Source organism: Flavobacterium piscis, assembly GCF_001686925.1.
Lineage (GTDB): Bacteria > Bacteroidota > Bacteroidia > Flavobacteriales > Flavobacteriaceae > Flavobacterium > Flavobacterium piscis.
Map to the genome: position 1 here is coordinate 76,557 of NZ_LVEN01000027.1, position 26,624 is coordinate 103,180.

At 32.1% G+C, this 26,624-nt stretch carries 31 protein-coding genes; 13 read left to right on the plus strand and 18 right to left on the minus strand.

Translation table 11 applies throughout. The features are described from left to right. Nucleotides 1-91 precede the first annotated feature (91 nt). The 10 genes from FLP_RS10925 to FLP_RS10970 form a co-directional block, all read right to left on the minus strand. Entirely contained in the window at nt 92-769 is a 678-nt protein-coding gene (locus FLP_RS10925; protein WP_065449551.1) for a lysoplasmalogenase, read from the minus strand. 7 nt (nt 770-776) lie between these two features. Then, entirely contained in the window at nt 777-2,048 is a 1,272-nt protein-coding gene (locus FLP_RS10930; protein WP_065449552.1) for a sterol desaturase family protein, read from the minus strand. Between the two features lie 134 nt (nt 2,049-2,182). Further along, complete coding sequence (locus tag FLP_RS10935; protein WP_065449553.1) at nt 2,183-3,694, minus strand: WG repeat-containing protein; 1,512 nt, start codon at nt 3,692-3,694, stop codon at nt 2,183-2,185. 85 nt (nt 3,695-3,779) lie between these two features. Continuing rightward, on the minus strand, nt 3,780-4,055 hold the full coding sequence (locus tag FLP_RS10940; RefSeq protein ID WP_065449554.1) for an ATP-dependent Clp protease adaptor ClpS: 276 nt from the start codon (nt 4,053-4,055) through the stop codon (nt 3,780-3,782). A gap of 282 nt (nt 4,056-4,337) precedes the next feature. Next, nucleotides 4,338-5,171 (minus strand): 50S ribosomal protein L11 methyltransferase, encoded by an 834-nt coding sequence (gene prmA / locus FLP_RS10945; RefSeq protein ID WP_065449555.1) that lies wholly within the window; start codon nt 5,169-5,171, stop codon nt 4,338-4,340. Between the two features lie 147 nt (nt 5,172-5,318). Next, complete coding sequence (tpiA, locus tag FLP_RS10950) at nt 5,319-6,071, minus strand: triose-phosphate isomerase (protein WP_065449556.1); 753 nt, start codon at nt 6,069-6,071, stop codon at nt 5,319-5,321. 90 nt (nt 6,072-6,161) lie between these two features. Next, nucleotides 6,162-6,656, minus strand: coding sequence for a TlpA family protein disulfide reductase (locus FLP_RS10955; protein ID WP_065449557.1), 495 nt, complete (start codon nt 6,654-6,656; stop codon nt 6,162-6,164). A 420-nt stretch (nt 6,657-7,076) separates the two neighbouring features. After that, complete coding sequence (locus FLP_RS10960) at nt 7,077-7,517, minus strand: hypothetical protein (protein ID WP_065449558.1); 441 nt, start codon at nt 7,515-7,517, stop codon at nt 7,077-7,079. A gap of 248 nt (nt 7,518-7,765) precedes the next feature. Then, nucleotides 7,766-8,866 carry a BT_3928 family protein gene (locus FLP_RS10965; RefSeq protein WP_065449559.1) on the minus strand — a complete coding sequence of 367 codons (1,101 nt, stop codon included), beginning with the start codon at nt 8,864-8,866 and terminating at the stop codon, nt 7,766-7,768. 77 nt (nt 8,867-8,943) lie between these two features. Further along, nucleotides 8,944-9,483 (minus strand): DUF1599 domain-containing protein, encoded by a 540-nt coding sequence (locus FLP_RS10970; protein WP_065449560.1) that lies wholly within the window; start codon nt 9,481-9,483, stop codon nt 8,944-8,946. A gap of 230 nt (nt 9,484-9,713) precedes the next feature. Here FLP_RS10970 and folP point away from each other — a divergent pair, with 230 nt between their 5' ends. After that, entirely contained in the window at nt 9,714-10,538 is an 825-nt protein-coding gene (gene folP / locus FLP_RS10975) for a dihydropteroate synthase (protein ID WP_065449561.1), read from the plus strand. A 151-nt stretch (nt 10,539-10,689) separates the two neighbouring features. Continuing rightward, on the plus strand, nt 10,690-11,313 hold the full coding sequence (locus tag FLP_RS10980) for a hypothetical protein (protein ID WP_065449562.1): 624 nt from the start codon (nt 10,690-10,692) through the stop codon (nt 11,311-11,313). A 47-nt stretch (nt 11,314-11,360) separates the two neighbouring features. On the opposite strand, the gene rlmH is transcribed toward FLP_RS10980, so the two are convergent. The 7 genes from rlmH to FLP_RS11015 all read right to left on the minus strand — a co-directional run bounded on the left by rlmH (nt 11,361) and on the right by FLP_RS11015 (nt 17,033). Next, entirely contained in the window at nt 11,361-11,834 is a 474-nt protein-coding gene (rlmH, locus tag FLP_RS10985; protein ID WP_029269532.1) for a 23S rRNA (pseudouridine(1915)-N(3))-methyltransferase RlmH, read from the minus strand. 86 nt (nt 11,835-11,920) lie between these two features. Beyond that, the gene (locus tag FLP_RS10990) at nt 11,921-12,223 is read right to left on the minus strand and encodes an antibiotic biosynthesis monooxygenase family protein (protein ID WP_065449563.1); all 303 of its coding nucleotides are present in this window, start codon (nt 12,221-12,223) and stop codon (nt 11,921-11,923) included. A 171-nt stretch (nt 12,224-12,394) separates the two neighbouring features. Beyond that, a complete protein-coding gene (locus FLP_RS10995) occupies nt 12,395-13,810 on the minus strand; it encodes an amidohydrolase family protein (RefSeq protein ID WP_065449564.1) in 1,416 nt (471 codons plus the stop codon). A gap of 233 nt (nt 13,811-14,043) precedes the next feature. Beyond that, nucleotides 14,044-14,328 carry a GNAT family N-acetyltransferase gene (locus FLP_RS11000; protein ID WP_065449565.1) on the minus strand — a complete coding sequence of 95 codons (285 nt, stop codon included), beginning with the start codon at nt 14,326-14,328 and terminating at the stop codon, nt 14,044-14,046. Nucleotides 14,329-14,334: 6 nt separating this feature from the next. Next, entirely contained in the window at nt 14,335-14,730 is a 396-nt protein-coding gene (locus FLP_RS11005; protein ID WP_065449566.1) for an OsmC family protein, read from the minus strand. 3 nt (nt 14,731-14,733) lie between these two features. Beyond that, complete coding sequence (locus FLP_RS11010; protein ID WP_065449567.1) at nt 14,734-15,615, minus strand: pirin family protein; 882 nt, start codon at nt 15,613-15,615, stop codon at nt 14,734-14,736. A gap of 317 nt (nt 15,616-15,932) precedes the next feature. Next, entirely contained in the window at nt 15,933-17,033 is a 1,101-nt protein-coding gene (locus FLP_RS11015) for a DNA alkylation repair protein (protein ID WP_065450250.1), read from the minus strand. 237 nt (nt 17,034-17,270) lie between these two features. Between FLP_RS11015 and nadC the strand changes: the two genes are divergently transcribed. The 7 genes from nadC (at nt 17,271) to priA (ending at nt 23,534) form a co-directional block, all read left to right on the plus strand. Then, nucleotides 17,271-18,128 carry a carboxylating nicotinate-nucleotide diphosphorylase gene (gene nadC, locus FLP_RS11020; protein WP_065449568.1) on the plus strand — a complete coding sequence of 286 codons (858 nt, stop codon included), beginning with the start codon at nt 17,271-17,273 and terminating at the stop codon, nt 18,126-18,128. A gap of 72 nt (nt 18,129-18,200) precedes the next feature. Next, nucleotides 18,201-19,121, plus strand: a complete 921-nt coding sequence (locus tag FLP_RS11025) for a YihY/virulence factor BrkB family protein (protein ID WP_065449569.1) — start codon at nt 18,201-18,203, stop codon at nt 19,119-19,121. A 4-nt stretch (nt 19,122-19,125) separates the two neighbouring features. After that, nucleotides 19,126-19,554, plus strand: coding sequence for a DUF2147 domain-containing protein (locus FLP_RS11030; protein WP_065449570.1), 429 nt, complete (start codon nt 19,126-19,128; stop codon nt 19,552-19,554). A 15-nt stretch (nt 19,555-19,569) separates the two neighbouring features. Next, nucleotides 19,570-20,304 carry a subclass B1 metallo-beta-lactamase gene (bla-B1-FLAV, locus tag FLP_RS11035; protein ID WP_065449571.1) on the plus strand — a complete coding sequence of 245 codons (735 nt, stop codon included), beginning with the start codon at nt 19,570-19,572 and terminating at the stop codon, nt 20,302-20,304. 57 nt (nt 20,305-20,361) lie between these two features. Then, the gene (locus FLP_RS11040) at nt 20,362-20,625 is read left to right on the plus strand and encodes a hypothetical protein (RefSeq protein ID WP_243397500.1); all 264 of its coding nucleotides are present in this window, start codon (nt 20,362-20,364) and stop codon (nt 20,623-20,625) included. After that, nucleotides 20,625-21,029 (plus strand): PIN domain-containing protein, encoded by a 405-nt coding sequence (locus FLP_RS11045; protein ID WP_065449573.1) that lies wholly within the window; start codon nt 20,625-20,627, stop codon nt 21,027-21,029. The genes FLP_RS11040 and FLP_RS11045 overlap by 1 nt, the downstream gene beginning before the upstream one ends. 54 nt (nt 21,030-21,083) lie before the next feature. Beyond that, the gene (gene priA, locus FLP_RS11050) at nt 21,084-23,534 is read left to right on the plus strand and encodes a replication restart helicase PriA (RefSeq protein WP_065449574.1); all 2,451 of its coding nucleotides are present in this window, start codon (nt 21,084-21,086) and stop codon (nt 23,532-23,534) included. A 1-nt stretch (nt 23,535) separates the two neighbouring features. Here the strand turns inward: priA and FLP_RS11055 are convergent, their stop codons facing one another. Next, nucleotides 23,536-24,234, minus strand: a complete 699-nt coding sequence (locus FLP_RS11055; protein WP_065449575.1) for a LytR/AlgR family response regulator transcription factor — start codon at nt 24,232-24,234, stop codon at nt 23,536-23,538. 177 nt (nt 24,235-24,411) lie between these two features. Here FLP_RS11055 and rpsF point away from each other — a divergent pair, with 177 nt between their 5' ends. The 4 genes from rpsF to FLP_RS11075 all read left to right on the plus strand — a co-directional run bounded on the left by rpsF (nt 24,412) and on the right by FLP_RS11075 (nt 26,179). After that, nucleotides 24,412-24,753, plus strand: coding sequence for a 30S ribosomal protein S6 (gene rpsF / locus FLP_RS11060; protein WP_007810575.1), 342 nt, complete (start codon nt 24,412-24,414; stop codon nt 24,751-24,753). Nucleotides 24,754-24,758: 5 nt separating this feature from the next. Beyond that, entirely contained in the window at nt 24,759-25,055 is a 297-nt protein-coding gene (gene rpsR, locus FLP_RS11065; RefSeq protein ID WP_002987043.1) for a 30S ribosomal protein S18, read from the plus strand. Between the two features lie 66 nt (nt 25,056-25,121). Then, nucleotides 25,122-25,562, plus strand: coding sequence for a 50S ribosomal protein L9 (gene rplI, locus FLP_RS11070; RefSeq protein WP_065449576.1), 441 nt, complete (start codon nt 25,122-25,124; stop codon nt 25,560-25,562). Between the two features lie 143 nt (nt 25,563-25,705). Then, complete coding sequence (locus tag FLP_RS11075; RefSeq protein WP_065449577.1) at nt 25,706-26,179, plus strand: DUF6495 family protein; 474 nt, start codon at nt 25,706-25,708, stop codon at nt 26,177-26,179. The last annotated feature ends 445 nt before the right edge of the window (nt 26,180-26,624 follow it).

Consider the following 26,624-nt stretch of genomic DNA (forward strand, 5'->3'; position numbering starts at 1 on the left):
GTTTTATCTGCAAGCTATTTCGTTAAAAATTATTACGATTCAAAAAATCAGCGAAAATCAGTTTTATCCGTTAAAATCCGTGGGCTAATTTTTAATCTAATTTTTGTGCATTCAGTCTTATAATTCCCACTACAATCAGATATTGTGCCACAAGGTAAGATAGCATAATAAAAAAAGAGCTTTTTTCGATTGGAGCATGAAATTTGTCAAACGCCAGAATACTATCTGAAATGACAAATGTTATGGCACCCAGGAAAATGTATAAGGCTCCGGGCTTTTTCCAAATCAAGTAACCATTAAAAGCAAATAGTAACATAGTCGAAATTACAGCTGCGTAGACAATAACAGGAATTTTTAAATCGCCCAAATTAGGCATTAAAACTAAAATTATTGCTGTTAAATAAAAAGCAATTACAAGGCTTCCAAGTCCAAAAAGAACTTTGTTAATCTGAATTTCTCCTATAATTTGTTTATTAAAAAGAACACAATAAGTAATGTGTGCAATCAAAAAAGAAACCAATCCTAGGATGAAATAAATTTCAGCAATATCGGCAAAAATTAAAATCACATCTCCAATCCAGGAAAAAATCAAAGCATTCAAAAGGATTCTTCTGGAAAGAAATTTGGGATGAAAATAAACTCCAAATCCCAACAAAGGGATTAATGCCGGCTTTAAGTATAAATCCAGATTTTCATGTCCTGTAAACAAGACAATCAGATATAAGATACTAAAAACGATATAAATTTTAAAAAAAACAGCATTTCTCATAAGTACTTTATGAATTTATTATTTGGTTTGTTTGGGGTCTGAAATCAATGGTTACAAAGTATATCGTAATTAAAAACGATAAACTTAAATAACTTAAAATAATATAACTACTCATAGAAAAACTATGATTTAAGCCAAACCAATCTCCATAATACATGATAATTGCAATCGCAATTGTTACACGTAAACCTTCCCAAAAAATGGCATATTTGTTTTTGTCCATCAACTCCGTGTAGCTATAAATAGTAACCAGGATAAATAAACCATAGATGAAAATATTGGGCAAACCAATTGTAGCAATATTATCAAATAAATAAGTGACAAACAATAGCGTAATTAAAACCTGTGCTACAGACCAGTAGATTAATTTCTGAGAGTTTTGTGTGCCGTATTTCTCAAAATCAAAAACGTTATCGATTTTATGTACAGGATATTTTTCTTCAAAATTTTCCGGTCGCCAGCCTGTAGGTTTAAACCAGATGGTGAATTTGTCTTTCCAGTTTTCGGCTCTCCAGGCGTCTTTAATCAATAAACCCAAATGCTGGAAATTAATTCGGATAGGGTTCCAGGTTTGAGCAGGCCTTGTAATGCCAAATACGGGCGGAACATCGTCTAATTCGGCTTGAAAAGTGCCAAAAAGTTTATCCCAGAAAATAAAAATCTGCGAATGGTTTTTATCTAAATATTCGGGGTTTATTGCGTGATGTACACGATGATGCGAAGGAGTAACCAGAATATATTCCAGAATCCCCATTTTCTTAATATGTTTGGTATGATACCAAAATTGCAAAAACAAATGCAGCGGCAAAGTGATCGCGATTACTGTAGCCGGAACGCCTAATAACGCTGCAGGAATCAACAAAAAAGTAAATAAATTAACCAAACTCGCAATAGGCTGGCGCAGTGCACAGGCAAGGTTAAATTCTTCGCTGCTGTGATGAATTGCATGTTTATTCCAGAAAAGATTAATTTGATGCGCCCATCGATGACTCCAGTAACCATAAAAATCGATGACAAAAAAGGCGATGCAATAAGAGAGAACATTGGGTTCTAAATGGTAAATGGCAATTTTAGAAACCATCCATTCGTAAGAAATAAAAGTCAGGCTTAATCCCAAAACATCTTTTACAGAATTTGTAATTCCGGAACTGATACTCGATACGCTATCGATCAAAGGAGCAGTATCGTCCTTTTTATAAATGCCGTATATTTTTTCGATTATAATTAATACTAAAAAAATAGGCGTAGCGATAATCAATATCTTTCCGTATTCTTCCATAAAAAAAGCATTGTATTTTGTCCAAATATAGAATAAAATAGAATGTTTTTTAAATTATTAAGAAATTATAGCATTAATACAATCTAAATTTTTAATTAAGTCGAAATCTGCAATTTAAATTTGAAAGAAAATAATTATTTTTTTTCTTTAGAAAAATCAACCGGATAGAATTTTGGTGTTTTTTGATTTTTAATTCCAAATTTAATAACCTCTTTAATTATTTTAAATGAATCATATTTTAACTCTAAAAGGATTTTATTATCAGCGTTTACAATTCCGTATTTTTTGTTTTTTTGAACAATGAATTCTCCGGTAGCATAGATTTCGGTAATGAAATCAAATTCAGATGGAATTACAATTTTGTTTTGATTGCTAATGACACCAAATTTATTTTCGTTTTTGAAAATTTGATAGTTGCTTTTTGAAAATCCGTTAAAGCTAAATTTATCTTTAACAAATTCACCAGCAAATATTTCGGTTTCAGAATAAGCGTTATCTCCAATTGTAAGAAGATATTTTCTTGAATTTTTTACGGCAAAAATTTTATTTTGAGACACATTATAAAAATCGTAATCTTCCGGAATTATAATTGCACCTTGCGATGAAAACATCCCATTTTTGTTTTCCTGGTTAGCCGTAATATAATAGTTAGAAAGTTGTTCTACGTGTTTATAAGTAATAGGAATTATCTCTTTCTCTAAAAATGGATTTATTACACCGTGTAAATCTCCTTTACGGGCAAAATATTGATTTTGAAATGAAATACTATCTTTATAAAAAGCCGAAAAAATGTAATCATAAATTAAGGGTTTTAATAAAGAATCCTTTTTAGTAATGAGACCACTTTTTTTATTATTACTTACAATATAAATTGAATTCGATTGTGAAATTTCATCGTATTTGCATTGAATCTCATAGTGGCCTGAAGAATTAATTATTCCTTTTTTCTTTGTAATTGTATTTTTGATAAGATAAGAATCGGATGCAAATACTCTTTCGAATTGATGATCTTTAATGGAGCTTAGAATTATATTTCCTTCATTATCAATTATCAAAGTATTTTTGTTTGCAAGTGTTACAATAGATTTTTTATATTTAAAATACTCAATATCTATCGCTTTAAAATTGGTAAACTGCTTTCCCTTAGCATCAAATAAATCAATTGCATTGTTAGTCTGAACAAATAAAATACCATTATCATTCATGATGTCATCGTATTTTATAGGCAAAATGGTGCTGTTTTCAATATCAACAACACCTGTTTTGTTGTTTTTTGACACTCTGATGAGACCATTTCCTAAATAAAAAATATCATCGTGTTCAAATGGAATTTTTACATTGTTGCGTAAGTCAATAAAACCCCTTTTATATTTTTTATTTACAATTTTTGCAGCTTCAAAAAGGTTTTTAAGATCTTTTTTATTGTCAATATATTCATAAACAGGTTTAATGACTACGTTTCCTATGCTGTCTATCAATCCCATTTTATTATTGAAAGTTCGAAATACAGCATAGTTATTTTCGAATTTATAAACATACTCATATGTTTTATTTTCGATTAGCTTTTTTCGAAGAGGCTCAAATTTTGATTGGCCTTTTGAAATAAAAGGCAATAATAACAAGATTAAAAGTCTTATGATTCTCATTTATTTCAGATGATTTGAAATAAAAACGCATTCTATTCAGTTTTAGTGTAAAACAAAATAGAATGCGTTTTAAGTTATTGGTAATTTAAACAATTTCGGCGCTAAGTCCAGCTTCCAGAAGTTGTATGCATTGAGGTTTTAATTTGTCAATTGGACCTGTTTTTACAGTGCATTTTCCGTTGTAATGTACAATTAGGGAACATTGTTCTGCTTGTTCAGGTGTGTGACTGCAAACACGCATTAAAGTATCAATTACGTGATCAAAAGTGTTTACATCGTCGTTATAAACAATGATTTCGTTATTAAAAACCGTCGCTTCTTTTTCGCGAACTCTTTCTCTTACTTTTTCTTTAGTACTCATGTTTTTAGGTTTTTGTACTTTTTGTAATTATTAATTTTGTTTATCAAAGATTAAAAAGGATTCTCAAAGAATATAAAATTCACGCAGATTTAAAAAGGTGAAATCAGCGCAAATTATTTTAATAAATTGAATTAAATCTGCCTCAATCCGTAAAATCTGCGTGAAACAAAATCTTTTTAATCCTTTGTCTGTGGATTTGTTTTTATTAAAACTTTCACAGATTTTGTAAGTTCGCTAAATATTTAAATTTCTGAGTTTGTTTATAGATAGAAAATCAACTATTTAATTTACGTATTTTAAGGAAACCCAGTTGTTTCTTTGAAACTTTTTAACATATGTTAGCCCTTTTTCTGTGCATGAAGCATCAATAAACGGAATGTCTTCTTCATAAAATCCGCTAAACAATATGATACCGCCTTTATTTAAACAATCAACATAACTCTGCATATCATTCAACAAAATATTACGATTGATGTTGGCAATGATCAAATCATATTTTTTACCCGCTAATAAAGCCGCATCGCCTTCGTAAACCGAAATATGTTTACAATTATTACGTTCCGCATTTTCGATAGAATTCAGATAGCACCAATTGTCAATATCAATTGCATCAATAGGCTGAGCGCCTTTCATTTCGGCAAGAATGGCTAAAATCGCTGTTCCGCAACCCATATCAAGTGTCTTAAGTCCTTCAACATTCATCTCTAATAAATGCTGAATCATCATATGAGTAGTTTCGTGGTGACCCGTACCAAAACTCATTTTTGGCTCGATCACGATATCATATTCAGCATTGGTTTTTGGGTGAAAAGGAGCGCGAACATGGCATTTCCCGTCTACATCAATCGCTTCAAAATTCTTTTCCCATTCTTCGTTCCAGTTTACCTGATCGATTTCTTCAACTGTATATTCAATTTTAAACTCTTCAGATTCTAAAATATAAATGCCATCAAGAATATTCTCATCCCATAAATCTTTTTTTACATAAGCTGAAATTCCTGTTTCAGTTTCTGTAAAAGTCTCAAACGCTTTTTCGCCTAATTCAGCAATTAAAATTTCTGAACCCGGTTCTTTTGGTTCAATCGTAAAATGGTATCCTAAATATATATTCGACATAAATAATTTTTTTGCAAAGGTAATAATAGAAAGTAGAAGTTGCTTATAATTATGGGAGAACATTCTTAATTTAAGAATTATTTAATGCACAAAAAAAGCGTTCGAAAAACGAACGCTTTATATAATAATTAGCTGTTAAATCTAAATTTAGATAGCTGTTACGATAGCTAAGAAGTCATCAGCTTTTAAAGCAGCACCACCAATTAAACCACCGTCTACGTCTGGTTTACCAAAGATTTCTTTAGCGTTATCCGGTTTTACAGAACCACCGTATAAAATAGAAACTTCGTCAGCAATATCAGCTCCGTAAGCTTTACGAACAACTTCTCTGATGAATTCGTGCATTTCCTGAGCTTGTTCAGGTGAAGCAGTTTCTCCGGTTCCAATTGCCCAAACAGGCTCGTAAGCTAAAACCACTTTAGACCATGATTCTTTTGCAATTTGAAATAATCCGTCACGTAATTGGTTTTCAACAATATTAAAATGATTATTTGACTGACGGTCTTTTAATTCTTCTCCAAAACAGAAAATTACTGTTAAGTCATGTTTTAACGCAGTGTCTACTTTATTAGCGATTAAAGCATCAGTTTCGTGAAAAATTGCGCGACGCTCAGAGTGACCAAGAATTACGGTGTTTACACCAATACTAGTTAACATATCAGCAGAAATTTCTCCTGTAAAAGCTCCGCCTTCAGCCTGGTGAACGTTTTGAGCGGCAACACTAATAGTCGTGTTCTTAACTTTAGCAACCGCTGCCTGTAAGTTTACAAATGTTGGAGCTACAATTACCTGAGCAGTAGTTTGAGCTGGTATTTTAGTAATTAATTCGCTTAATAATTCTTCAGTTTGCGCTGCGTTTTTATGCATTTTCCAGTTTCCTGCAACAATCTTTTTTCTCATTTTGGTAGTTTTTATTTTATTTTTTTATTTTTTGTTCTGCGTTATATAACATTGACATTGAATTTTGCAATTGCCATTGTTATTATTTTTTTATTTCAGGCTTTTTAAAGTTTCATTGATTTTATCAAAATCCTTTTCAATGGCACGATACAATACAATTTTTCCTGTTTTATCAACGATGATATATCGCGGAATCCAATCCAGATCAATTGCTTTTCCAAAAAGGCCTTTCATACCGTCATTCATCATAAAATGATCACCTTTTAATTCGTGTTTTTCAATTCCTGCTTTCCATTTTTCAGCGGTTTTATCAGCAGAGATAAATAAGTACGAAACATCAGGATTGTTGGCTTGTAACTCTTTTAATTGTGGCATTGCTTTTACACAATCTCCGCACCATGAAGCCCAAACTTCGATAACCAAAGTTTTACCTTTGTATTTTTTTAAAATATTTTTGAAAGTAACCTGACTTTCATCAGTTGCTAATAATTTTTCAGACAAAGCTTCTTTAGAAAAACTTGTTTTCTGGGCTTGTGAGCATGAAAATGTAATAAAGGCAATTACAACAAGGGCTAATTGTTTCATACGTAGATACTATTTGTTTTTTTTTAATTCTAATTGAAGACCCTCTTTATACTATTAATTATTAGTTTTAAAATCCTAATGATTTCAGGTAATAAAAGATCATCAACAAAGTTAAACAAACAAATTGAATGAGAAATGGAGATTAACAAAAATTGAACAGTCCTATATTTTATAACAAAAGATAAAAATTAGGTTAAAAAATATAGAGTGAAATCGTAATAGTAGAGCAACGAAATACAAATTTTGATGTAATTTTTGATTTAATTAAAAAACAGATCACAAAAAAGTTTTGTTTTAATTTAAAATCTTTTCATTTTAGACCAAAAAAACGTCTGGAAAAAGTCTTTTTCAAGAAAAGGAATTCCTTGTGTTTTTTTCGAAAAGAAGAATGAAAATAGTAATGTAATTTATTTTATGAAGTTAGTCAAGAGAGGCCAGAACATTATAAACTCCTGAAGTTTTATCCCGCTTAAATGTTGTATTGGTAATTTCAACATTTTTATATTCAAAATCTAAACCTTTTTTTACCAAAATGGCATCTACATGAAGTTCAAAAATACTTTTGTCCCCCACATTTATCGAATAGTTGACATCTTCACTTTCTCGTCCCACATTTTCAAGAACGATTATGTTTAAATTGTTATCAGATACAAAATGATGTTTTACGACATCGTCAGAATCCAGATTTTTTACTGTGATTTTTTTCGCGTCATATGTTTTGTTGGAGAAAACATTTTCTCCCTTATGATCTAAAATTTGAAAAGCGAATGTTTCAGGTGCTGTTAGGTTATCCGTGATATCAGCTTGACTATTACATCCAATAAGTAAAAAAATAAATACGAGGCTCGACAATTGTTTCATAGTTATTGATTTAAATTAACAATTTCTAAGATTAACAAAAGGTACGGCTTAAAATTTATATTTTTTAGCAGAGAATGTTATTTTAACGTATTTTTTAGTTTAAATTATGATTGCATTTGGTTGCTTTTGCTGGGGATAATTCATTAATATGTGTTAGGTTAATATTCAATTCTATTCGTTTTTAAATAAAAAAAAACACCAATTCAACTATAGAAGAATTGGTGTTTCTGAATTTTAGTTTTGATGTGTTATAACTTCAAATCCTTAATATCATTATAATGAACTTTTTGAATTATAGTTCCGTTTTGTATCACAACAATGCTAGGGTTTGCTCTTTCTACCGTTTTTAGCGCTGTAGCGTCACAGAAATAAAAATCAGTATCTAAGCCGTATTGTTTCTTCGCTTTTGCAATTTCATCCGCCCCGGAAGCTGTCATTGCAATTACTTTGTATCCTTTTGCTTTTGCATCTTTGCTTAAGCTTTGTAATTTTTTCATTCCGTCAGGATTAGACAAGGCCAAATCATACGTTACAAAAACGAGTAATTTAGGTTCTTGTAATAATTCTTCTTTGTAATCAGAATCCTCTTTTACCATTGTAAAATCATGAATTGGCGGAATATAACCTTCAGTAATTACTTTGTCTTTTCTGTCTACAAAAGTAGCTCCCTCAGGAATATTGGCCAGATCTTTTTCGGTAAATTCTTTGTCAACACCATTTACTTTGTAGATAAAAATCATTTCAACTACAGATTTTGGCGCGCCTTCAGGAATTTCCATTCCTTTTTCTATATTCGTTCCCACTTTGTAAGGACGGAAATCTTTTATAGGATTATGATTTAAAACCCAAACAGCCATGAAAATGCACAATACAACACTTGCGTAAGTAATAATGTTTGTTACTGCACTTGAGAATAAAGGTTTTACTAGTTTTTTATTAATGAATAAAATCAGAATAAAGAATAGTAAAACAATATCTTTTGTAAAGGATTGCCAAGGCGTTAAGTGTAAAGCGTCACCAAAACAACCACAATCTTTTACCACATCAAAATAAGCAGAGTAGAAGGTAAGGAACGTAAAGAAAACGATTAAAAGCAATAAAGCCCAAATCGTTAGTTTTGATTTGTACCCCACCAACAACATAACGCCCAAAACAACTTCAAGAATAACTAAAAAGATCGCTAATCCTAAAGCCAAAGGCTCTAAAAACGGCATATTGAAAACCGGTTCGCTAAAATATTCTGCCAGTTTATAAGAGAAACCAACTGGATCGTTCAATTTTATTAATCCGGAAATGATAAATAATACGCCGACAAATAGTCGGGAGAATTGAGTAATGATGTTTTTCATGGCATACAGTTTAAATTTAAATCCCAAATTATAATTTTAGACTTGGAATTTGGAATTTATTTTTTGGAATTTGATTTTTATTTTATCGGTTCTAGTATCAATGCAAAAACAGCGTAATTAATCATATCCTGATAATTAGCATCAATACCTTCAGAAACTAGCGTTTTACCTTTGTTGTCTTCAATTTGCTTTACGCGAAGTAATTTTTGCAGAATCAAATCGGTCAATGAACTTACACGCATATCACGCCATGCTTCGCCATAATCGTGATTTTTGGCTTCCATTAACTCTTTGGTTAGTTTTACTTTAGCATCATATAATTCAGTTGCTTGTTCTACACTTAAATCAGGCTGATCTACAACACCTAATTCTAACTGAATCAAAGCCATGATAGAATAATTGATAATTCCGATGAATTCTCCTTTTTCATCTTCATCAACTTTACGTACTTCGTTTTCCTGTAAACTTCTGATTCTTTGTGCTTTTATGAATATCTGATCAGTCAATGATGGAAGTCTTAAAATTCTCCACGCACTGCCGTAATCTGTCATTTTATTGATAAACAAGGTTCGGCAAACCGTGATTACATTATCAAATTCAAGGGAAGTATTCTTCATTTATTGCTGTATATTTGCTAAAATTTCTTCAAAAATAAGGATTAAATTAAAGAGTTTCAAGTTTCAGGTTTTCTTTGTTTCAAGTTTTTTCTAAACAAAGTGTTAACGGCGGTAACTTGAAACTAAAAATAATGTAAAAAGTTTCAGGTTTCAGGTTTTCCTTGTTTCAAGTTCAGGCTTGCGCAATCGAGATTAACCTGAAACTTGAAACAAATAAAACTTGAAACAAAATGTTTATTAACTGCAAAGGCGAACTTATAGATTTATCGATTCCTAAAGTAATGGGGATTTTGAATGTTACGCCAAATTCCTTCTTTGACGGAGGAAAATATAAAAACGAAGACGAAATTATTTCTCAGGTTGATAAAATGCTTTCTGAAGGTGCGACATTTATCGATATTGGTGCCTATTCAAGCAAACCAAGCGCTGAATTCATTAGTGAACAAGAAGAAATTGATCGAATTGTTCCTGCAATCGAATTGATTTTAAAACATTTTCCTGAAGCGTTATTATCGATTGATACTTTTAGGGCTTCCGTTGCAAAAGCCAGTATAGAAAGTGGTGCAGCGATTATAAATGATATTGCAGCAGGAGAATTAGACGATAAAATGTTTGATGTTATTGCCAAATACAATGTTCCATATATAATGATGCATATGCGAGGAAATCCGCAAACGATGCAGAGTTTGACTCAGTATGAAGATATTGTAAAAGAAATGCTTTTTTATTTTTCAGAGAAAGTTAGAAAAGCAAGAAGTGTTGGAATCAATGATTTAATCTTAGATCCGGGTTTCGGATTTGCCAAAACAACCGATCAGAATTATGAAGTTTTGCAAAAAATGGAACTTTTTAATGTATTAGAATTTCCTGTTTTAGCAGGAGTTTCAAGAAAATCAATGATTTATAAAACACTTGGTAATACAGCACAAGAAGCCTTAAACGGAACAACAGTTCTGAATACAATTGCTTTGACAAAGGGCGCGAAAATCCTTCGTGTTCACGATGTTAAGGAAGCTGTGGAATGTGTTACTTTGATGAATAAAATAGGTTTATAAAATAAATAATCGTTTAGTTTGTCATTCCGAGGAACGAGGAATCTCCATGGAGTTGCTCGACAAAGATTGACGATTTTCTTTACGGAGTTTCTTGCGGAGATTCCTCGTTCCTCGGAATGACAAACTAGATGCTGAAAAAACAATAATAAATATGAAATACTGTACTCTAATTATCATTTTTCTTTTATTTTCCTGTGAAAAAAAAGAAGACGTCCTGCTTCCAAAATCAAACATAACAATTGTGAAAGACGTAGAAGATCATTCACCAATTTATATCTTTTTTAAAATAGAAGGAAAAGATACAATTGCAGATGTAAACCGTAAAAACAGTATTATTTCGACCAATTGGCTTTTCAATATCGATAAACGTCTACCTTTAAAACTGGTTATTCCCCAAGTAATAAAACTTCAGGAGAAAAAACGAGCGGATAGTGCACACAAAAACGAAAACGCCGAAAACTATTATTCTTACGCAGATTCTATCGGGAAGAATTTAGCCTTTTTACCTTTTACGAAAGTGTATTATAAAACAGAGAAACCGAAATCAGAAGGTTTGGTTATCTTCTTTAAAAATAATGAAACGGTTGAAGTTAATAATCAGGTTCTTAAAAAAGAAGAATTACTAAATTACATGGCAAGTCTTGATTTTGCGGTTAAACCGAAAATGCAATTTTGGTTTGATAAAAATATGAGTTTTGATGCTTATATTCAGGATAAGATTTTGGTTCAAAAATTAGAATCATTTGCAAAAATTACAGAAGAATTCATCTTCTAAAACTGAATACTAATCCCGATAGCTATCGGGAGCGACTGAAAACTCTTCTATTGATGATGATAAGGCTCATTCCTTAAAATCGTAAACCCTCTATACAATTGTTCGATAAAAAACAATCGAACCATTTGGTGCGAAAACGTCATTAACGAAAGCGAAATTTTTCCTTGCGCTTTGCTATAAACGGTATCTGAAAATCCGTAAGGCCCGCCAATTACAAAAACAAGCGTTTTGATTCCGGAATTCATTTTCTTCTGCAATTCTTCAGAAAAACCAACGCTTGAGAAGTTTTTTCCGTTTTCATCCAACAAAATCAACTGATCGGTTGGGGTTAATTTCGACAGAATCAATTCGCCTTCTTTTTCCTTTTGCTGGCTTTCAGATAAATTCTTTACGTTTTTGATATCGGGAATAATCTCCAAATCAAATTTGATGTAAAACGACAAACGTTTGGTGTAATCATCAATCAAAGTTTGAAGCGATTTGTTATCTGTTTTGCCTATGGCGATAAGTTTGATATTCATTTGTGATTTTTTTTTGCCACTAATTTCACGAATGAGCACGAATTAAAAAATCTGTGGTAATCCGTTTGATCCGTATAATCTGTGGGCTATTTTTTATTCTCAAAAACGGTTACGAAATGTTCTACAACAGGAAACGGTTCGTAATAATGATGTAACATCTTTTTCCATTCCAGATAAGCTTCAGAGTTTCTGAAACCTACCGTATGATCTTCAAGCGTATTCCAGTCGACTAGTAAAAGATATTTGTTTTCGACTTCAAGACATTTCTCTAAACGATGTCCTAAATAACCATCGATAGATGAAATGTATTGACTTGCTTTTGCAAAATCTATTTCAAATTGATTTGATAAATCAGTTTTTACGTAAAGGAATGCGGCTTCTAAAATCATAATAATTATATTTTGTATCTGCTCGATCTGCTAAATCTGCGAGAAAAAAATTAGCTCCCGCACATCTAGCAGATTTAGCAGCTTTTTTTGATATTTCGAAATAAAGAATCTGCGTGAATCCGTTTTAACCTGTTTAAATCCGTGTGCCATCTTTACTCACGGAAAAGTTTTTTAGTTCTTAGAAAATTTATCTTCAAAAGTTTTAAATCTTGCATCCAAATCTTTCAATAATTGCTTTTTCACAGCTGCATCCTGAATAAAACTATAATTAATACTGTTGTAAACGTATTGTTTTATCGTAGCGTACGAAACATCCGGATATCTTTTTGCTAATAAAACATATTGCTCTGTCATATTGGTTCTTAAAATTCCGGCATCGTCTGTACTGATTACGATTGGCACATTAAATTCTTTGTAAAGTGTAAAAGGATGTCTGTTTTCTTTTACTTTCAAAATGAATTCGTTACTCGTTAAGTTAATCTCAATCGGAATGTTGTTTTTTGCCATATAGCGCAATAAGTCGTATGAATTGGCTTCGTACGCAATATCAACTCCGTGACCAATTCTGTTTGCTCCTGCAACGTAAATCGCATCGTTTATATGCCAGGTTAGATCTTCGGGTTGAACCAATCCTAAAGTCAGTTCACCAGCGTGAAGCGTATATTTTACCTCTGGATATTTAGAATGACAATATTTGAACATTAGCATATGCAACCAATAATCTTTCATCGAATTTTCGCCATGTTCCGGAGAAACAATGTTTACACCAGCAACCAGTTTACTATCGTTTGCAGAGAGAAAAGCAATGGTAAGATTCTTGAATAAATCGACCGGATCCATAAAACGAAGTACAAAATTTTGATAACGCATAGTAAATTTGTCGTTATCAATTTTTAAGTCTTTATGTAGTTTTGCTATGAAATTAGTATTGAAGTCTGAAGCGTATTTTTTAGCATCTTTCTTTTGAATCGATTTGTACAATTCGTCTAAAAGTTTCAGAACTGCTTTTTCATCTCTTTGACTTGCTGCCTGACGTAATTTCGAATTAAAATCGGTTAAATCTGAAACGTTCATATCACACGGAATCGTTGATAATTGTGTTTCGATATAACTCACATTTTCAGCAATGGCACGTTTTTTTAGTTCGAGCATTCCTTCTGCAAAGTGTCCCTGAATAGTTGGTTCGAATTTCATAAAAGAATCAAAAAATTGATCGTCAGAAGGAACAGAACCATTATAGTCTTTAACCGACCAGGTTTGCATGATTTGCTGTTCGTAATAATCCAGTTTTTCGAGTTTTTTTATACTATCGAAATTTATCCAGTTTCCTTTTTCAGGTTTAGTTTCAGAAACTGCCAGAGTTTCTAAATTCAAATAAAAATTTTTTGCAATCGCTCTTTCTAAAAGAGGTTCTGCATAAACTGATCCTGAAAAATGGTGGTGTAAATCGCCGCCTTTTGGCATTTGTTGAAAGAAAGCTGTTAAGAGAGCTTCGTTATTTCTGATTTTATTTAAATAATTTTCAGCCGTTTGAGAAAAGCCGATTTGTGCTATGAAAAAACAGAAAAGTGTAATTATCCTTGACATACTCTAAGTTTAAATTACATGCAAATATAATGGTTTTTGAGGAGATTTTAAAATTTGATTTTCTGGATGATAATTTAACCGCAAAGAACGCAAGGTTTTTATCTCTAAGACTTAATACAAAACGCAAAGTTCGCAAATCTTTACCTAAAAACTTTGCGAACTTTGCGTAATTCGTTGCGAACTTTGCCGTTAAAAAAACCTTAGCACCTTAGCATCTCAGAAACTTAGTGTCTTTAAGAAAAAAGCACATCATGAATTTCATCTGTTTTATCAAAAACGCTTTTTGCAAAAGGACAAAGCGGAATGATTTTTAAATTGTTGTTTCTCGCATAATCAACGGCAGCTGTAAGCAGTTTTTTTCCAACCCCTTTTCCGTTGTATTGTTCACTTACTTCTGTATGGTCAATTATGAATTTAGAATCTCCCGCCCAGGTGTAGGTCATTTTTCCGGCTTCTTTTCCGTCTTCTACGGCTTCAAAATGGCCTCTTCTTGTATCGTTTATTTGTTTGATTTCCATGATTATTTATACTAATGAGGTTTCTATTTTAATTGTATTTACTAGAGTTTTATGAACAGGACAGCTGTTTGCAATTTTCAAGATTCGTTGTTTTTGTGCATCGTCTACGTCCCCTGTAATTAGGATTTTCGTTGCAAACAAAGAAACGGTATGCTCTTCATTTTTTTCAAAATCTACCCAAATACTAAGTTCTGAAACATCCCAGCCTTTGCGGTCAATATACATTCGTAATGTAATTAAAGTACAGGAAGCCAGAGACGAAGCCAAAAGTTCAAAGGGACTAAAACCTAAATTTTTTCCGCCCATTTCCTGTGGTTCATCTGAAATAAGAATGTTACCCGTTTTAGAGGTTATTTCGGTACGATATTTTCGTGTATCAATAGTTGCTTTAATTGTATCCATAATTTATTTGATTCTAGGTTGAGGTAAAGGCACAAATTCAGTTTCTCCCGGAACTTTTGGGAAAGTTTGTTCGGTCCAGTCTTTTTTAGCTTTTTCGATTAGGTTTTTATCTGAGGAAACAAAATTCCAAAAGATAAAATGTTCTTCAGGAAACGGTGTTCCTCCAAAGATGTATACCGTAGAATTCTCGGCTATTTCAAACTCGCATAAAGTGCTGTCGTTTGTAATAAGAATTTGTTTAGGATCGTAAACATGTTCACCGCTTTTGATACTTCCTTCAAGAATATATAAACCGCTTTCGCCGAATAAATGATTGCCGATATTTATTTTTTTAGCCTCTTTACTTTTTATTTCTATAAAATATAACGGACTGTAAACAGGAACGGGAGATTTTTTACCAAATGCTTCTCCGGCAATCAATTTGTATGAAACACCATCTTCTTCCCAAGCTGGAATATCATCTGCTTCAACATGTGTGAAATTCGGCTCCATTTGCTCTAATTCTTTTGGCAAGGCTACCCAAATTTGCAATCCGTGAAGCATTTTGTCAGAATGTCTTAAGTATTCAGGCGTTCTTTCAGAATGTACGATTCCTTTTCCGGCCGTCATCCAGTTTACGGCTCCGGGCTTTATTTCTAGTTCGGTTCCTAAACTATCGCGGTGCATAATGCTTCCTTCGAACAAAAAAGTAAGAGTCGAAAGTCCGATATGCGGATGTGGCGGAACATCCATATTTTCATGATCACTTAAATGTGCAGGTCCCATATGATCGATAAAGACAAATGGTCCAACAGCTCTTTTTTCACGGAAAGGCAATAATCTGCCTACCATAAAGTTGCCAATATTGGCAGCACGTTCTTCGATAATTAAACTGATATTTGACATGGTATTCGTTTTAGTTGAAGCAAAATTACAGTGGTAGTCACCATCTGTAACTTAATTTAGATTAAGAAATTTTGTTTCTGGTATTATTTATAAAAGTAAGAAATAGAATTATAAGGATTTCATTAGATTAAAAATATAACACGAATTATGTGTTTTTTTGTCAGACTGAGCGAAGTCGAAGTCTAATATGCTGAATCACTTTGCGAGACTTCGACTTCGCTCAGTCTTACAATGCGGTTAAAGATTATTCGTTTCTCAGATTGACAAAAAACTAGAAAATCAATTAGTGATAATTAGTGAAATTTGTGTTTAAAATTTTAATCCGTAAGCTCAAATTCCAGTGCTTCACTTTCATTTCCATTAATAATAATAGACAATTGATGCATTCCGGTATGAAAAACTCTTGTAGTAATAATTTTGAATGATTGATTTCTATCGACTTTAATTAGCTGATTGGGCTGATAAGTTTTCTCACTAATTTTAAAGACTTTTTTCGCCAAATGACCTTTTGATTTTTTGTAATGAACAGCATATTCTAAACGAACAGTTTTTACTTCGTTGTTTTTATTATTTAAATGAAATTGAAACTGCAGATAATCTCCAATCTTTACAACAGGAGTTTTAATTTCAAAATCAGAAAGTTCGATATTCGTGCTTTCTAAGCCATAATGACTCAGGATTTCAGGATGTCCTTGTTTTAGTAAAGTTCGGCAGCCGTGTTTGATGATTGCGTCTGTTTCTTTACTGTTATTTTTCCATTTATTGGCAATTTCTAATACAATTTGCGGGTTATCTTTTGCGATATCATTCAGATTATTGGCAACACTTCTGCGCACATATTCTGATGAATCATTTTTCAGGTTTTCTAAAATGGGCAGGATTGAAGTTGGATCTTTCTTTAAAAACGGAATCGCCATTGCCCAGGGTAATCTTGGTCGGCTTCCTTCGCTTGATAATCGGCGAACATGATGATTTTCATGCAAAGACCATTTAACCATTTCATCAATCATTTGTTCTTTGTACTTTAAAATAAAAGGACGAACTGCAAATTCGCAGCTGATAAATTGAGTGATCGAAACAAAGGCTTTCGCCGAAGTTTTAAAATCGTCTAAGCCATACATTTCGATATAATCGGCAAAGAAAATGAAAGCCAGATTGCCATCTGTAAAATTGTTTTTCTTAAGATTTTCAATGATTTTATGAATTAAGGAAACAGCTTCTGGAAAATTTTCCGGCATAAATTGATGCAACACCACTGTGGTGTGTTTCATTCGTTCTTTCCATTCTTTTTGAGCAAAATCACCTTCGTAAATGGTTTCAATAAATTTTTGTTTATCGAATGCCGGATGGACTTCGGCCACAGCCTGACCAAATTTTTCGTAAAAAGTAACCGAGTAAATATCTTTAATTAAGCCCATGATTTTGTTTGAATGAACCTCAAAGATATTTAATGTTTTTTTGTTTTGAACTATTAAGTTTTTTGTTTTTTGAACCATTAAGATATTAAGTTGATTAAGAACGGTAGCTTAATTTTCTTAATATCTTAATGGTAAAAAAAAAGACGTATTTTGCTGTTAAAAAATAAATTCACTTTAGTGTAGTTTTCAAATCCACAAAATATGTCCTACTTTAGCATCTCATAAAATTTAAGAAAAATGATTAGCGAAATACAATTTCAAACCGAATTACAACTATTAATTAGCAATGCAATTCGCGAAGATGTAGGCACAGGCGATTATAGTTCATTGGCGTGTATTCCGGAAACGGCGCACGGTCAGGCCAAATTATTAGTGAAAGATCAGGGAATTATTGCGGGTGTTGCGCTTGCAAAAATGATATTTGAATATGTAGATCCAAAACTAAAAATCAAAACCTATATAGAAGACGGAACGCATGTAGAATATGGCGATGTAGTTTTTGAGGTTTCAGGAAGCTCACAGTCTATTCTAAAATCAGAAAGAGTGGTTTTGAATACGATGCAGCGTATGTCGGCAATCGCTACAAAGACAGATTATTTAATGCAGCTTTTGGAAGGTACAGGCGCTAAAATATTAGATACGCGTAAAACAACTCCAAATTTCAGAGCTGCAGAAAAGTGGGCTGTAAAAATAGGAGGAGGAGAAAACCATCGTTTTGCATTGTATGATATGGTGATGTTAAAAGATAATCATATTGATTTTGCAGGCGGAATTACTTTAGCTATCAAGAAAACCAAGGAATATTTGAAAGCCAATAATTTAGATTTAAAAATTATTGTTGAAGCCAGAAATCTGGATGAAATTCGTGAAATTCTTTTGAGTGACGGAGTTCACAGAATCCTGATTGACAACTTTAATTATGAAGATACCAAAACGGCTGTTCAGTTAATTGGTTCAAAATGCCAAACAGAATCTTCTGGAAATATCAACGAAAAAACAATTCGTGAATATGGTTTGTGTGGCGTAAATTACATTTCATCCGGAGCTTTAACACATTCGGTTTACAACATGGATTTGAGTTTGAAAGCTTTTTAAAGAAGTTATAAGTTTTGAGTTATGAATTTTAAGGAAATCTAAAATCAGAACTCTAAAATCTAAAATAAAAATATGTCGAAAGAGATAGAAGACCGGATTGAAAAGTTGCCTTTAGTACGCAATTTGGCTCGACTTTTAAAAAAAATAAAGCTGCCTTGGCTGGAAGGTTTTTCGCTGTATGATTTGCTCGAAATGTATACTTTAGGAATTCTTGAAGGAGCATTTTCTTATCATGCGAGTGCGGTATCTTTTAGTTTTTTCATGGCCTTATTTCCTTTTACATTATTTATTCTAAACTTAATTCCGTTTATTCCGATAGATAATTTTCAGGGAGATTTTTTGCTGTTTGTGCAGCAAAGTGTTCCGCCCAATACGTACGATGCGATTAATAAAATTATCAGTGATATTTTAAATAATAGTCATTCCGGATTGTTATCATCGGGATTTTTACTTTCGATTTTTTTGATGGCAAATGGTATTAACGGAATCCTTAGTGGTTTTGAATCGTCTAAACACGTTTTTGATAAACGCGGTTGGTTTAGTCAATATTTAGTAGCGCTGGCCATTTCACTTGTTATGACTATTATACTATTTGTAACAGTGGCAACAATTGTTGTTTTTGAGGTGTTTATTCAAAAAACAATTATTCAGGATGTATTGAGCGATCGTATTCCTCTGATTATTTTGGGTCGATATTTGTTTGTTGTTTTAATGATTTTGATAACAACTTCAATATTATTGCGTTATGGTACAAAGCAATATAATAAAGTACCTTTTATAAGCATAGGATCTGTTTTTACGACCATATTAATTGTTATATCTTCGTTCTTTTTTGGGATTTGGGTTATAAAATTCTCAAAATACAACGAACTTTACGGCTCAATTGGTACATTATTGATTCTAATGTTTTATATTTGGATAAACTGTATGATTCTGCTTTTAGGGTTCGAATTGAATGCTTCTATCAGAAAATTAAAACAAAAAAACAAATAATATTATGAAAAATTGGATGTTAACTATTGGTGTGTTTTTCTTTGCATTGAGCATTCAGGCTCAAAGTGTTATTGGGAAATGGAAAACAATTGACGATGAAACCGGAGAAGCAAAATCTGTTGTAGAGATTTACGAAAAATCAGGAAAAGTGTATGGTAAAGTTGTAGAGATACTTCGCGCCGATCATAAAAAAGATGTTTGTACAAAATGTGAAGGAGCAGATAAAAACAAACCAATTTTAGGTTTAAATATTATTAACGGACTTAAAAAAGATGGTGATGAATATAGCGGAGGAACTATTTTTGACCCTACAAGTGGTAAAAAATACAAATGTTATATAACACTTGAATCTGCGGATAAACTTAAATTACGTGGTTATGTTGGAATTTCTATTATGGGAAGAACACAATACTGGACGAGAGTGAAGAATTAATTTTATTAAAATATAATGCGAAAGTTAGCATCAATACTTTTATTGTTGGGAATATTATCCAATAGTTTCGGACAATCTAAGAATTCGCCATTACAAATAAGTCATCTTACAGGTGACTTTTATGTTTATAAAACGTTTCATGATTATAAAGGAACGCTGATTTCTGCAAACGCACTGTATCTGGTTACCAATAAAGGAGTTGTGTTGTTTGATGCTCCTTGGGATAAAACCCAGTTTCAGCCATTGTTAGACAGTATTAAGGCAAAACATCATAAAGAGGTTGTGATGCATTTTGCAACACATTCTCATGAAGACAGGGCAGGAGGTTTGGATTTTTACAGACAAAAAGGAATTAAAACCTATACTATAAAATTAACAGACGAGATTCTGCAGAAAAACAACGAAAAAAGAGCTCAGTTTATAATTCCTAACGATACAACTTTTACAGTTGGTCAGCACGCTTTCGAGGTTTATTATCCTGGTAAAGGCCATGCGGTAGATAATATAGTGGTTTGGTTTAATAAAGAAAAAATACTTTACGGAGGCTGCTTTATCAAAAGTACAGAAGCTACAGATTTAGGATATTTAGGTGATGCCGATGTAAAAGACTGGGAAAAGTCCATTAAAAAGGTACAGACAAAATTTAAAAATCCTAAATATATTATTACGGGGCATGACGACTGGAGAGATCTGAATTCTTTAAATCATACTTTAAAATTAGTGAAGGAATTTAATGCAGCCCAGCACTGATTATTGTGAATGTTTCTTTAATTGGTATTAGATAAAATAGCTTAATTTTGCTTATATTTGAAAACTAATTTAATTAGATTTAAAATGACAATAACGGATAAAAATATACTTGAAAGCTACTCAGATTTATTTGAGGGGCTAAGTTTTTCGAATAAACTAGAACTGATCGAAAGACTTACAAAATCTTTAAAAGTTGCTAAATCTAAAGAGAATAATTTTTATAAGTCTTTTGGCGCATTTTCTTCTGAAAAATCTGCAGAGGAAATTGTTTCTGAAATTAAATCTAACAGAAAATTTAAAAACACTGAAATTAAATTTTAATGAGATATTTACTTGATACAAGCATTTGTGTTTTCTTTTTAAGAGGAAGATTGAATCTTGATAAAATAGTAAAAGAAGTTGGATTGGATAACTGTTATATTTCTGAAATCACAGTTGCAGAACTTCGATTTGGTGCTGAAAATAGTGATGATCCAATAAAATCGAATAAAGCCGTCGATGTTTTTTTAAAAGGTTTAGCTATTATTCCAATTTTTGGCTCGATTAAAAGATATGCAATCGAAAAAGTACGGCTTAGAAAAATTGGAAAGCCAATAAATGATGAATTTGATCTTTTAATAGGTGTAACTGCAATTGAAAATCAATTAATCTTGGTTACTGATAATACGAAAGATTTTAAACTTTTAAACGGAATTCAAATGGAGAATTGGTTTGAAAGAGTCTAAATTTTTCTTATTGATTTTTTTCAGATAGTTTTCTAAATCCTATAAAATATCTACATGTTTTTTGTCGAAGTTGTTCTACCGCTTTCTTTAGCCAAAACCTTTACTTATCGTATTTCTGAGGCCGAATTTCATTTCATTAAAAAAGGAATGCGGGTTGCGGTGCCTTTTGGTAAAAGTAAAATTTACACCGGGTTGGTTATTGATATTCATCAAAATGAACCGAGTTTGTATGATGCTAAAGAAATTCATCAGATATTAGACGAAAAACCTATTGCGACCGAAATCCAGATCAAACACTGGCTTTGGGTGGCAACTTATTATATGTGCGGCATTGGCGATGTATATCGTGGTGCTTTTCCCACCGGATTATTGCTGGAAAGTGAAACAGTAGTATCGCATAAGACGGATACGCTAGTAAATGATTCTGAACTTTCTGATGATGAATTTTTGATTTACGAAGCCTTGCATCATCAGAGTTCGCTTAAGGTTGGGGAAATTGTTTCTATTTTGAACAAAAAGAATATTTTTCCGATTCTTCAAAAACTAATTGCAAAAGATATTATTGTTTTAGAAGAAGAAATAAAAGAAAGTTATAAGCCAAAATTGGTTCGGTATGTAAAGCTACATGCAAAATACGAATCAGATAATGGTTTGGGAGAATTGCTGGAAGTTTTAAAAAGTGCTAATAAACAAAAGGAAATTGTTTTGGCTTATTTTCAAATAATGGCTTCTGAAAAGAAACCCATCACTGTCAAAAAACTGGTTGAGGTTTCGAATTCAACTTCAACTACGGTAAAAGCTCTAATTGATAAAGAAATTTTCGAAGAATATCTTTTGCAGCAAGATCGTGTTTCATTTTCCGGACAGGCAACTGAGAAGCAACTGTTGTTGAGTGAAGCTCAGAATACTGCTTTTGAATCGATTAAAAATAGTTTTTTAGATAAAGAAGTTTGTTTGCTCCACGGCGTTACATCCAGCGGAAAAACAGAAATTTATATCAAATTAATCGAAGAATATTTATTGACAGGAAAACAAGTTTTGTATTTGTTGCCGGAAATTGCGCTTACCACTCAATTAGTCTCTCGTTTACGTCTTCATTTTGGCGATAAAGTAGCAATTTTTCATTCTAAATACAGTAATAATGAAAGAGTTGAGGTTTGGAAACAAACACTCGAAAATTCAACAAAAGCCCAAATTGTAATAGGAGCAAGGTCGGCTTTGTTTCTTCCGTTTGAGAACTTAGGTTTGCTAATTGTTGACGAAGAGCACGAGCAGACGTTTAAGCAAACGGATCCTGCACCAAGATATCACGCCAGGGATTCGGCTATTGTTTTGGCTAATTTTCATAATGCAAAAGTTTTACTGGGATCAGCAACACCAAGTATCGAAACGTATTTTAATACACAAACAGATAAATACGGGTTGGTTACGCTTACAGAGCGTTATAATGATGTTCGAATGCCAGAAGTGCTTTTAGTCGATTTAAAAGACAAGCATTTTAGAAAACGAATGACAGGACATTTTAGTGATCTTTTAATTGAAGAAATTGCAGAGGCTTTGTCTTTAGGCGAGCAGGTGATTTTATTTCAAAACAGACGTGGATATTCACCTATAATAGAATGTATGACTTGCGGGCACGTGCCGCATTGTCAGCAATGCGATGTGAGTCTGACTTTTCATAAACATAAAAATCAATTGCGTTGTCATTATTGTGGATATTCTATTGCAAAACCAACGCATTGCCATAGTTGTTCAAGTATTGATTTAACGACCAAAGGTTTTGGTACAGAGCAAATAGAGCAAGAGTTAGTAGCGCTTTTCCCGAAAGCCAAAACAGGCAGAATGGATCAGGATACGACTCGCGGAAAGTTTGGTTTTGAAAAAATAATTGATTCGTTTAAAAACCGTGAAGTTGATATTTTGGTAGGAACACAGATGCTGGCCAAAGGTTTAGATTTTGATAACGTAAGTCTGGTTGGGATTATGAATGCAGATAATATGCTGCATCATCCTGATTTCAGGGCTTTTGAGCGCAGTTTTCAAATGATGACGCAGGTAGCAGGAAGAGCGGGGAGGTCAGAGAAACAGGGAAAAGTAGTTATTCAAACTTATAATCCAAATCATAATACAATTCAACAAGTTACAAACCATAATTATATAGGTATGTATAAGGAGCAATTGTACGATCGCCAGATTTATAAATATCCGCCGTATTTCAGGATTATAAAACTAACATTGAAACACCGTGAATTTGAAAAACTGAAAGAAGGTTCGATGTGGTTGTATCAGGTTTTAAGTCAAAATTTGGGTATTCCGGTTTTAGGGCCAGAGGAACCAGCAATTAGCAGGATCAGGAATGAATATATCAGAACAATTCTGATTAAGATTCCGAATAATATGCCTTTAGCAGGCACAAAAAAAACTATTCAGAAAATGTTGAATAGTTTTGAGGCTGTTGCTCAGTACAGAGCTATAAAGGTTATTGCGAATGTCGATTTCTATTAAATTATGATGACGTTGATAGTGCCTTGACTAAATCTTCTTTTTTATTTCGGCTAAGCGGAATTTTGGTAATGCCAATTTCGGCAAACTTACTATTAAAACGCTCTACCTTATCAATGTTGATAATATAAGACTTGTGTACGCGAATAAATTTGTCTTTTGATAAATCGTTTTCAAAAGATTTCATTGTAGACAGCACTAAATTACTATCATCCTCGGTAACCACTCTTACATAATCCCCAAAAGCTTCAATCCATTTGATTTTTGCTGTAAAAATTTTAAGTTTTTTAAGGTTGCTCTTGATGAATATGTGTTCGCCTTCTTCTTCTTTTACATCTTTTTTAAGCAAATGCATGTCTATCGCTCTTTTTACAGAAGCATTAAAGCGATCTACCGCAATGGGTTTTTGCAAATAATCAGTAGCGTCATAATCGAACGCTTTTAAAGCATACTCTGCTTTCGAAGTAATAAATATAATTTGCGGCTTAGATTTTAAGCCGTCAAGAAAATCAAATCCATTAATAACAGGCATTTCTATATCAAGAAAAATTAAGTCGATATTATTTAGAGAAATACAGCTCTTTGCTTCTATTGCATTAGAAAAATCCCCGATTAAGTGCAAACCTGGGTGATTATTAACTAATTTTGCAATAATGGTCCTTTGTATAGAACTATCATCTACAACAACACAGTTTAGTTTCATAACATTAAGATTTAGAATAAATTCAGGATAGCAGTAGTAAATGTATTATTTTTTTGTAAAAAAAACTAAAATCAGCCTGCATTTTTTACATTACAACGAATAAAAGCAAAAAAGTGTTGTATATATAAATTAAATGGTTACTTTTGCACCCAATTTTAACAAATAAATATTATATTTATGAATCATTATGAAACTGTTTTCATTTTAAATCCCGTTTTATCTGAGGTTCAGGTGAAGGAAACAGTAACGAAATTTGAAGAATTTCTTACTAGTAGAGGAGCTGAAATGGTATCGAAAGAGGATTGGGGTCTGAAAAAAATGGCTTACGAAATCCAAAACAAAAAAAGTGGTTTTTACCATTTATTCGAATTCAAAGTAGCTGGAGAAGTTCTAATTGCTTTTGAAACTGAATTTAGACGTGACGAAAGAGTTATGCGTTTCTTAACTGTAAGTTTAGACAAACATGCTATTTCATGGGCTGAAAGAAGAAGAGCCAAATTAAAATCTACTAAAGCTTAATTATTATGTCTACAATAGAGCAATCTGCAAAAGGAAAAAAAGACGGAGATATCAGATATTTAACGCCTTTAAACATTGAAACTAACAAAACTAAAAAGTACTGTCGTTTCAAAAAATCAGGAATCAAGTATATCGATTATAAAGATGCTGATTTCTTATTGAAATTCGTTAATGAGCAAGGAAAAATTCTTCCTCGTCGTTTAACTGGAACTTCATTGAAATACCAAAGAAAAGTTTCTGTAGCTGTAAAAAGAGCACGTCACTTAGCTTTAATGCCATACGTGGCCGATTTATTAAAATAATATTAAAAGAATAGTTGTTGGTTTCCGGTAAGATGGAACCTAACTTCTCAAATAAAGGACAACAACATGGAACTTATTTTAAAACAAGACGTACAGAATCTAGGATTTAAAGATGATGTAGTTACTGTAAAAGCTGGTTACGGACGTAACTTTTTAATTCCTCAAGGTTTTGCTGCTTTAGCAACTCCTTCTGCTAAAAAAGTTTTGGCTGAAAACCTAAAACAAAGAGCTCACAAAGAAGCTAAAGTTGTTGCTGATGCAAAAGCGTTAGCTGAAACTTTAAAAGCGATTGAAATTAAACTTTTCGCAAAAGCAGGTGGTGAAAAATTATTCGGTTCAATCACGAATATTGATATCGCTGAAGCTTTAGCTAAAGGTGGACAAGTAATCGATAGAAAATTCATCACTAGCGGTATCGTTAAACGTACTGGTAAATACACTGCAAATGTGCGTTTACACAGAGATGTAATCGTTGAATTACCATACGAAATTGTTGCTGAAAAGTAATCGTTTTTTATATGATACAAAAATCCCGATGCGAATCGGGATTTTTTTGTTTAAAAGAAATAATAATTAATCAGACTTAAAGTTATTTGCGCAAAGCATCTTGCTTAAAGCATATAGCGTAAGGCATAAAGCCTAAAAAGAAAATGAAGTACGCAAGATTAACAAAAGAGCAATTTGATGAATTGCACGCAGAATTCGCTAATTTTTTAGCTACACAAACTATTGATAAGGCAGAGTGGGATTCTATTAAAATAAATAAGCCGGAAGTGGCTGAACAAGAACTGGATGTTTTCTCCGATTTAATTTGGGAAGGTGTGTTGTCAAGAGCGGAGTATTTAGAGCATTTCTCCAGGAATCATATTTTCCTGTTCAAGTGTTTTGAAAAAGATGTACAATCTATAGTTTTAAAGTCATTGGTTCCTGAAACTGATTTTCTTACCAAAGACGGATTGCAATGGTTAAGTGATAATATGTTTACAGAAAACATAGAAATGAAAGTAGGAAAAAAAGTATTTACAGAAGACAGAAATGCTTCTATTTTTGAATTGATCCAACAAGGAGCTTTTTTAAGCGATGGACAGTTATTTACTCAAATTAATACTATTATCGAGTCTTAATTTTACAAAATATATTTTTTAAAAGGTAAATAATTGATCTCTAATTATTTGCCTTTTTTTTATTATTTTAACTTTTGTTTAAACTTTTATTCTTTTTTGACCCCGTATTTTTACTCGTTTTTTTTGAATAGTGTAAAGAATTCTTCTTTAGTAAATAAAATGTAGGTTTTGCTTTTCAAATTAACTTTTTTCTTTGTGTTTTAATCGAATATTAACCATTAAAAGTAATATAAAACTTACTTTGTACTTTTTTAACAAAAAATAATTAGATTTTTTTATGATGTTTATAACATTCATTTTTATGTTAAAGCTGTAGGTTTTTCTGATGTTTCGATTGTTTTTTATGACTATTTTGTTTTTAAAATTTAAAAAAATAAGAATTTTATGCTTGTTTTACATTTTTGTTTTTTCTAATTTTAGAATATGAAAGTTAAACAAAGCAGTT

Bases quoted from the DNA above. Each gene is read 5' to 3' on its own strand.
- FLP_RS10965 (WP_065449559.1), bottom strand. From the start codon at position 8,866: ATGAAAAACATCATTACTCAATTCTCCCGACTATTTGTCGGCGTATTA.
- FLP_RS10925 (WP_065449551.1), bottom strand. From the start codon at position 769: ATGAGAAATGCTGTTTTTTTTAAAATTTATATCGTTTTTAGTATCTTA.
- rlmH (WP_029269532.1), bottom strand. From the start codon at position 11,834: ATGAATATCAAACTTATCGCCATAGGCAAAACAGATAACAAATCGCTT.
- rpsF (WP_007810575.1), top strand. From the start codon at position 24,412: ATGAATCATTATGAAACTGTTTTCATTTTAAATCCCGTTTTATCTGAG.
- FLP_RS10930 (WP_065449552.1), bottom strand. From the start codon at position 2,048: ATGGAAGAATACGGAAAGATATTGATTATCGCTACGCCTATTTTTTTA.
- FLP_RS11015 (WP_065450250.1), bottom strand. From the start codon at position 17,033: ATGGGCTTAATTAAAGATATTTACTCGGTTACTTTTTACGAAAAATTT.
- folP (WP_065449561.1), top strand. From the start codon at position 9,714: ATGTTTATTAACTGCAAAGGCGAACTTATAGATTTATCGATTCCTAAA.
- priA (WP_065449574.1), top strand. From the start codon at position 21,084: ATGTTTTTTGTCGAAGTTGTTCTACCGCTTTCTTTAGCCAAAACCTTT.
- FLP_RS10960 (WP_065449558.1), bottom strand. From the start codon at position 7,517: ATGAAACAATTGTCGAGCCTCGTATTTATTTTTTTACTTATTGGATGT.
- tpiA (WP_065449556.1), bottom strand. From the start codon at position 6,071: ATGAGAAAAAAGATTGTTGCAGGAAACTGGAAAATGCATAAAAACGCA.
- FLP_RS11030 (WP_065449570.1), top strand. From the start codon at position 19,126: ATGAAAAATTGGATGTTAACTATTGGTGTGTTTTTCTTTGCATTGAGC.
- FLP_RS11045 (WP_065449573.1), top strand. From the start codon at position 20,625: ATGAGATATTTACTTGATACAAGCATTTGTGTTTTCTTTTTAAGAGGA.
- prmA (WP_065449555.1), bottom strand. From the start codon at position 5,171: ATGTCGAATATATATTTAGGATACCATTTTACGATTGAACCAAAAGAA.
- FLP_RS11025 (WP_065449569.1), top strand. From the start codon at position 18,201: ATGTCGAAAGAGATAGAAGACCGGATTGAAAAGTTGCCTTTAGTACGC.
- FLP_RS10935 (WP_065449553.1), bottom strand. From the start codon at position 3,694: ATGAGAATCATAAGACTTTTAATCTTGTTATTATTGCCTTTTATTTCA.
- FLP_RS10995 (WP_065449564.1), bottom strand. From the start codon at position 13,810: ATGTCAAGGATAATTACACTTTTCTGTTTTTTCATAGCACAAATCGGC.
- FLP_RS10955 (WP_065449557.1), bottom strand. From the start codon at position 6,656: ATGAAACAATTAGCCCTTGTTGTAATTGCCTTTATTACATTTTCATGC.
- FLP_RS11005 (WP_065449566.1), bottom strand. From the start codon at position 14,730: ATGGATACAATTAAAGCAACTATTGATACACGAAAATATCGTACCGAA.
- FLP_RS10990 (WP_065449563.1), bottom strand. From the start codon at position 12,223: ATGATTTTAGAAGCCGCATTCCTTTACGTAAAAACTGATTTATCAAAT.
- FLP_RS10980 (WP_065449562.1), top strand. From the start codon at position 10,690: ATGAAATACTGTACTCTAATTATCATTTTTCTTTTATTTTCCTGTGAA.
- FLP_RS10940 (WP_065449554.1), bottom strand. From the start codon at position 4,055: ATGAGTACTAAAGAAAAAGTAAGAGAAAGAGTTCGCGAAAAAGAAGCG.
- rpsR (WP_002987043.1), top strand. From the start codon at position 24,759: ATGTCTACAATAGAGCAATCTGCAAAAGGAAAAAAAGACGGAGATATC.
- FLP_RS11000 (WP_065449565.1), bottom strand. From the start codon at position 14,328: ATGGAAATCAAACAAATAAACGATACAAGAAGAGGCCATTTTGAAGCC.
- nadC (WP_065449568.1), top strand. From the start codon at position 17,271: ATGATTAGCGAAATACAATTTCAAACCGAATTACAACTATTAATTAGC.
- bla-B1-FLAV (WP_065449571.1), top strand. From the start codon at position 19,570: ATGCGAAAGTTAGCATCAATACTTTTATTGTTGGGAATATTATCCAAT.
- FLP_RS11010 (WP_065449567.1), bottom strand. From the start codon at position 15,615: ATGTCAAATATCAGTTTAATTATCGAAGAACGTGCTGCCAATATTGGC.
- FLP_RS10970 (WP_065449560.1), bottom strand. From the start codon at position 9,483: ATGAAGAATACTTCCCTTGAATTTGATAATGTAATCACGGTTTGCCGA.
- FLP_RS11055 (WP_065449575.1), bottom strand. From the start codon at position 24,234: ATGAAACTAAACTGTGTTGTTGTAGATGATAGTTCTATACAAAGGACC.
- rplI (WP_065449576.1), top strand. From the start codon at position 25,122: ATGGAACTTATTTTAAAACAAGACGTACAGAATCTAGGATTTAAAGAT.
- FLP_RS11075 (WP_065449577.1), top strand. From the start codon at position 25,706: ATGAAGTACGCAAGATTAACAAAAGAGCAATTTGATGAATTGCACGCA.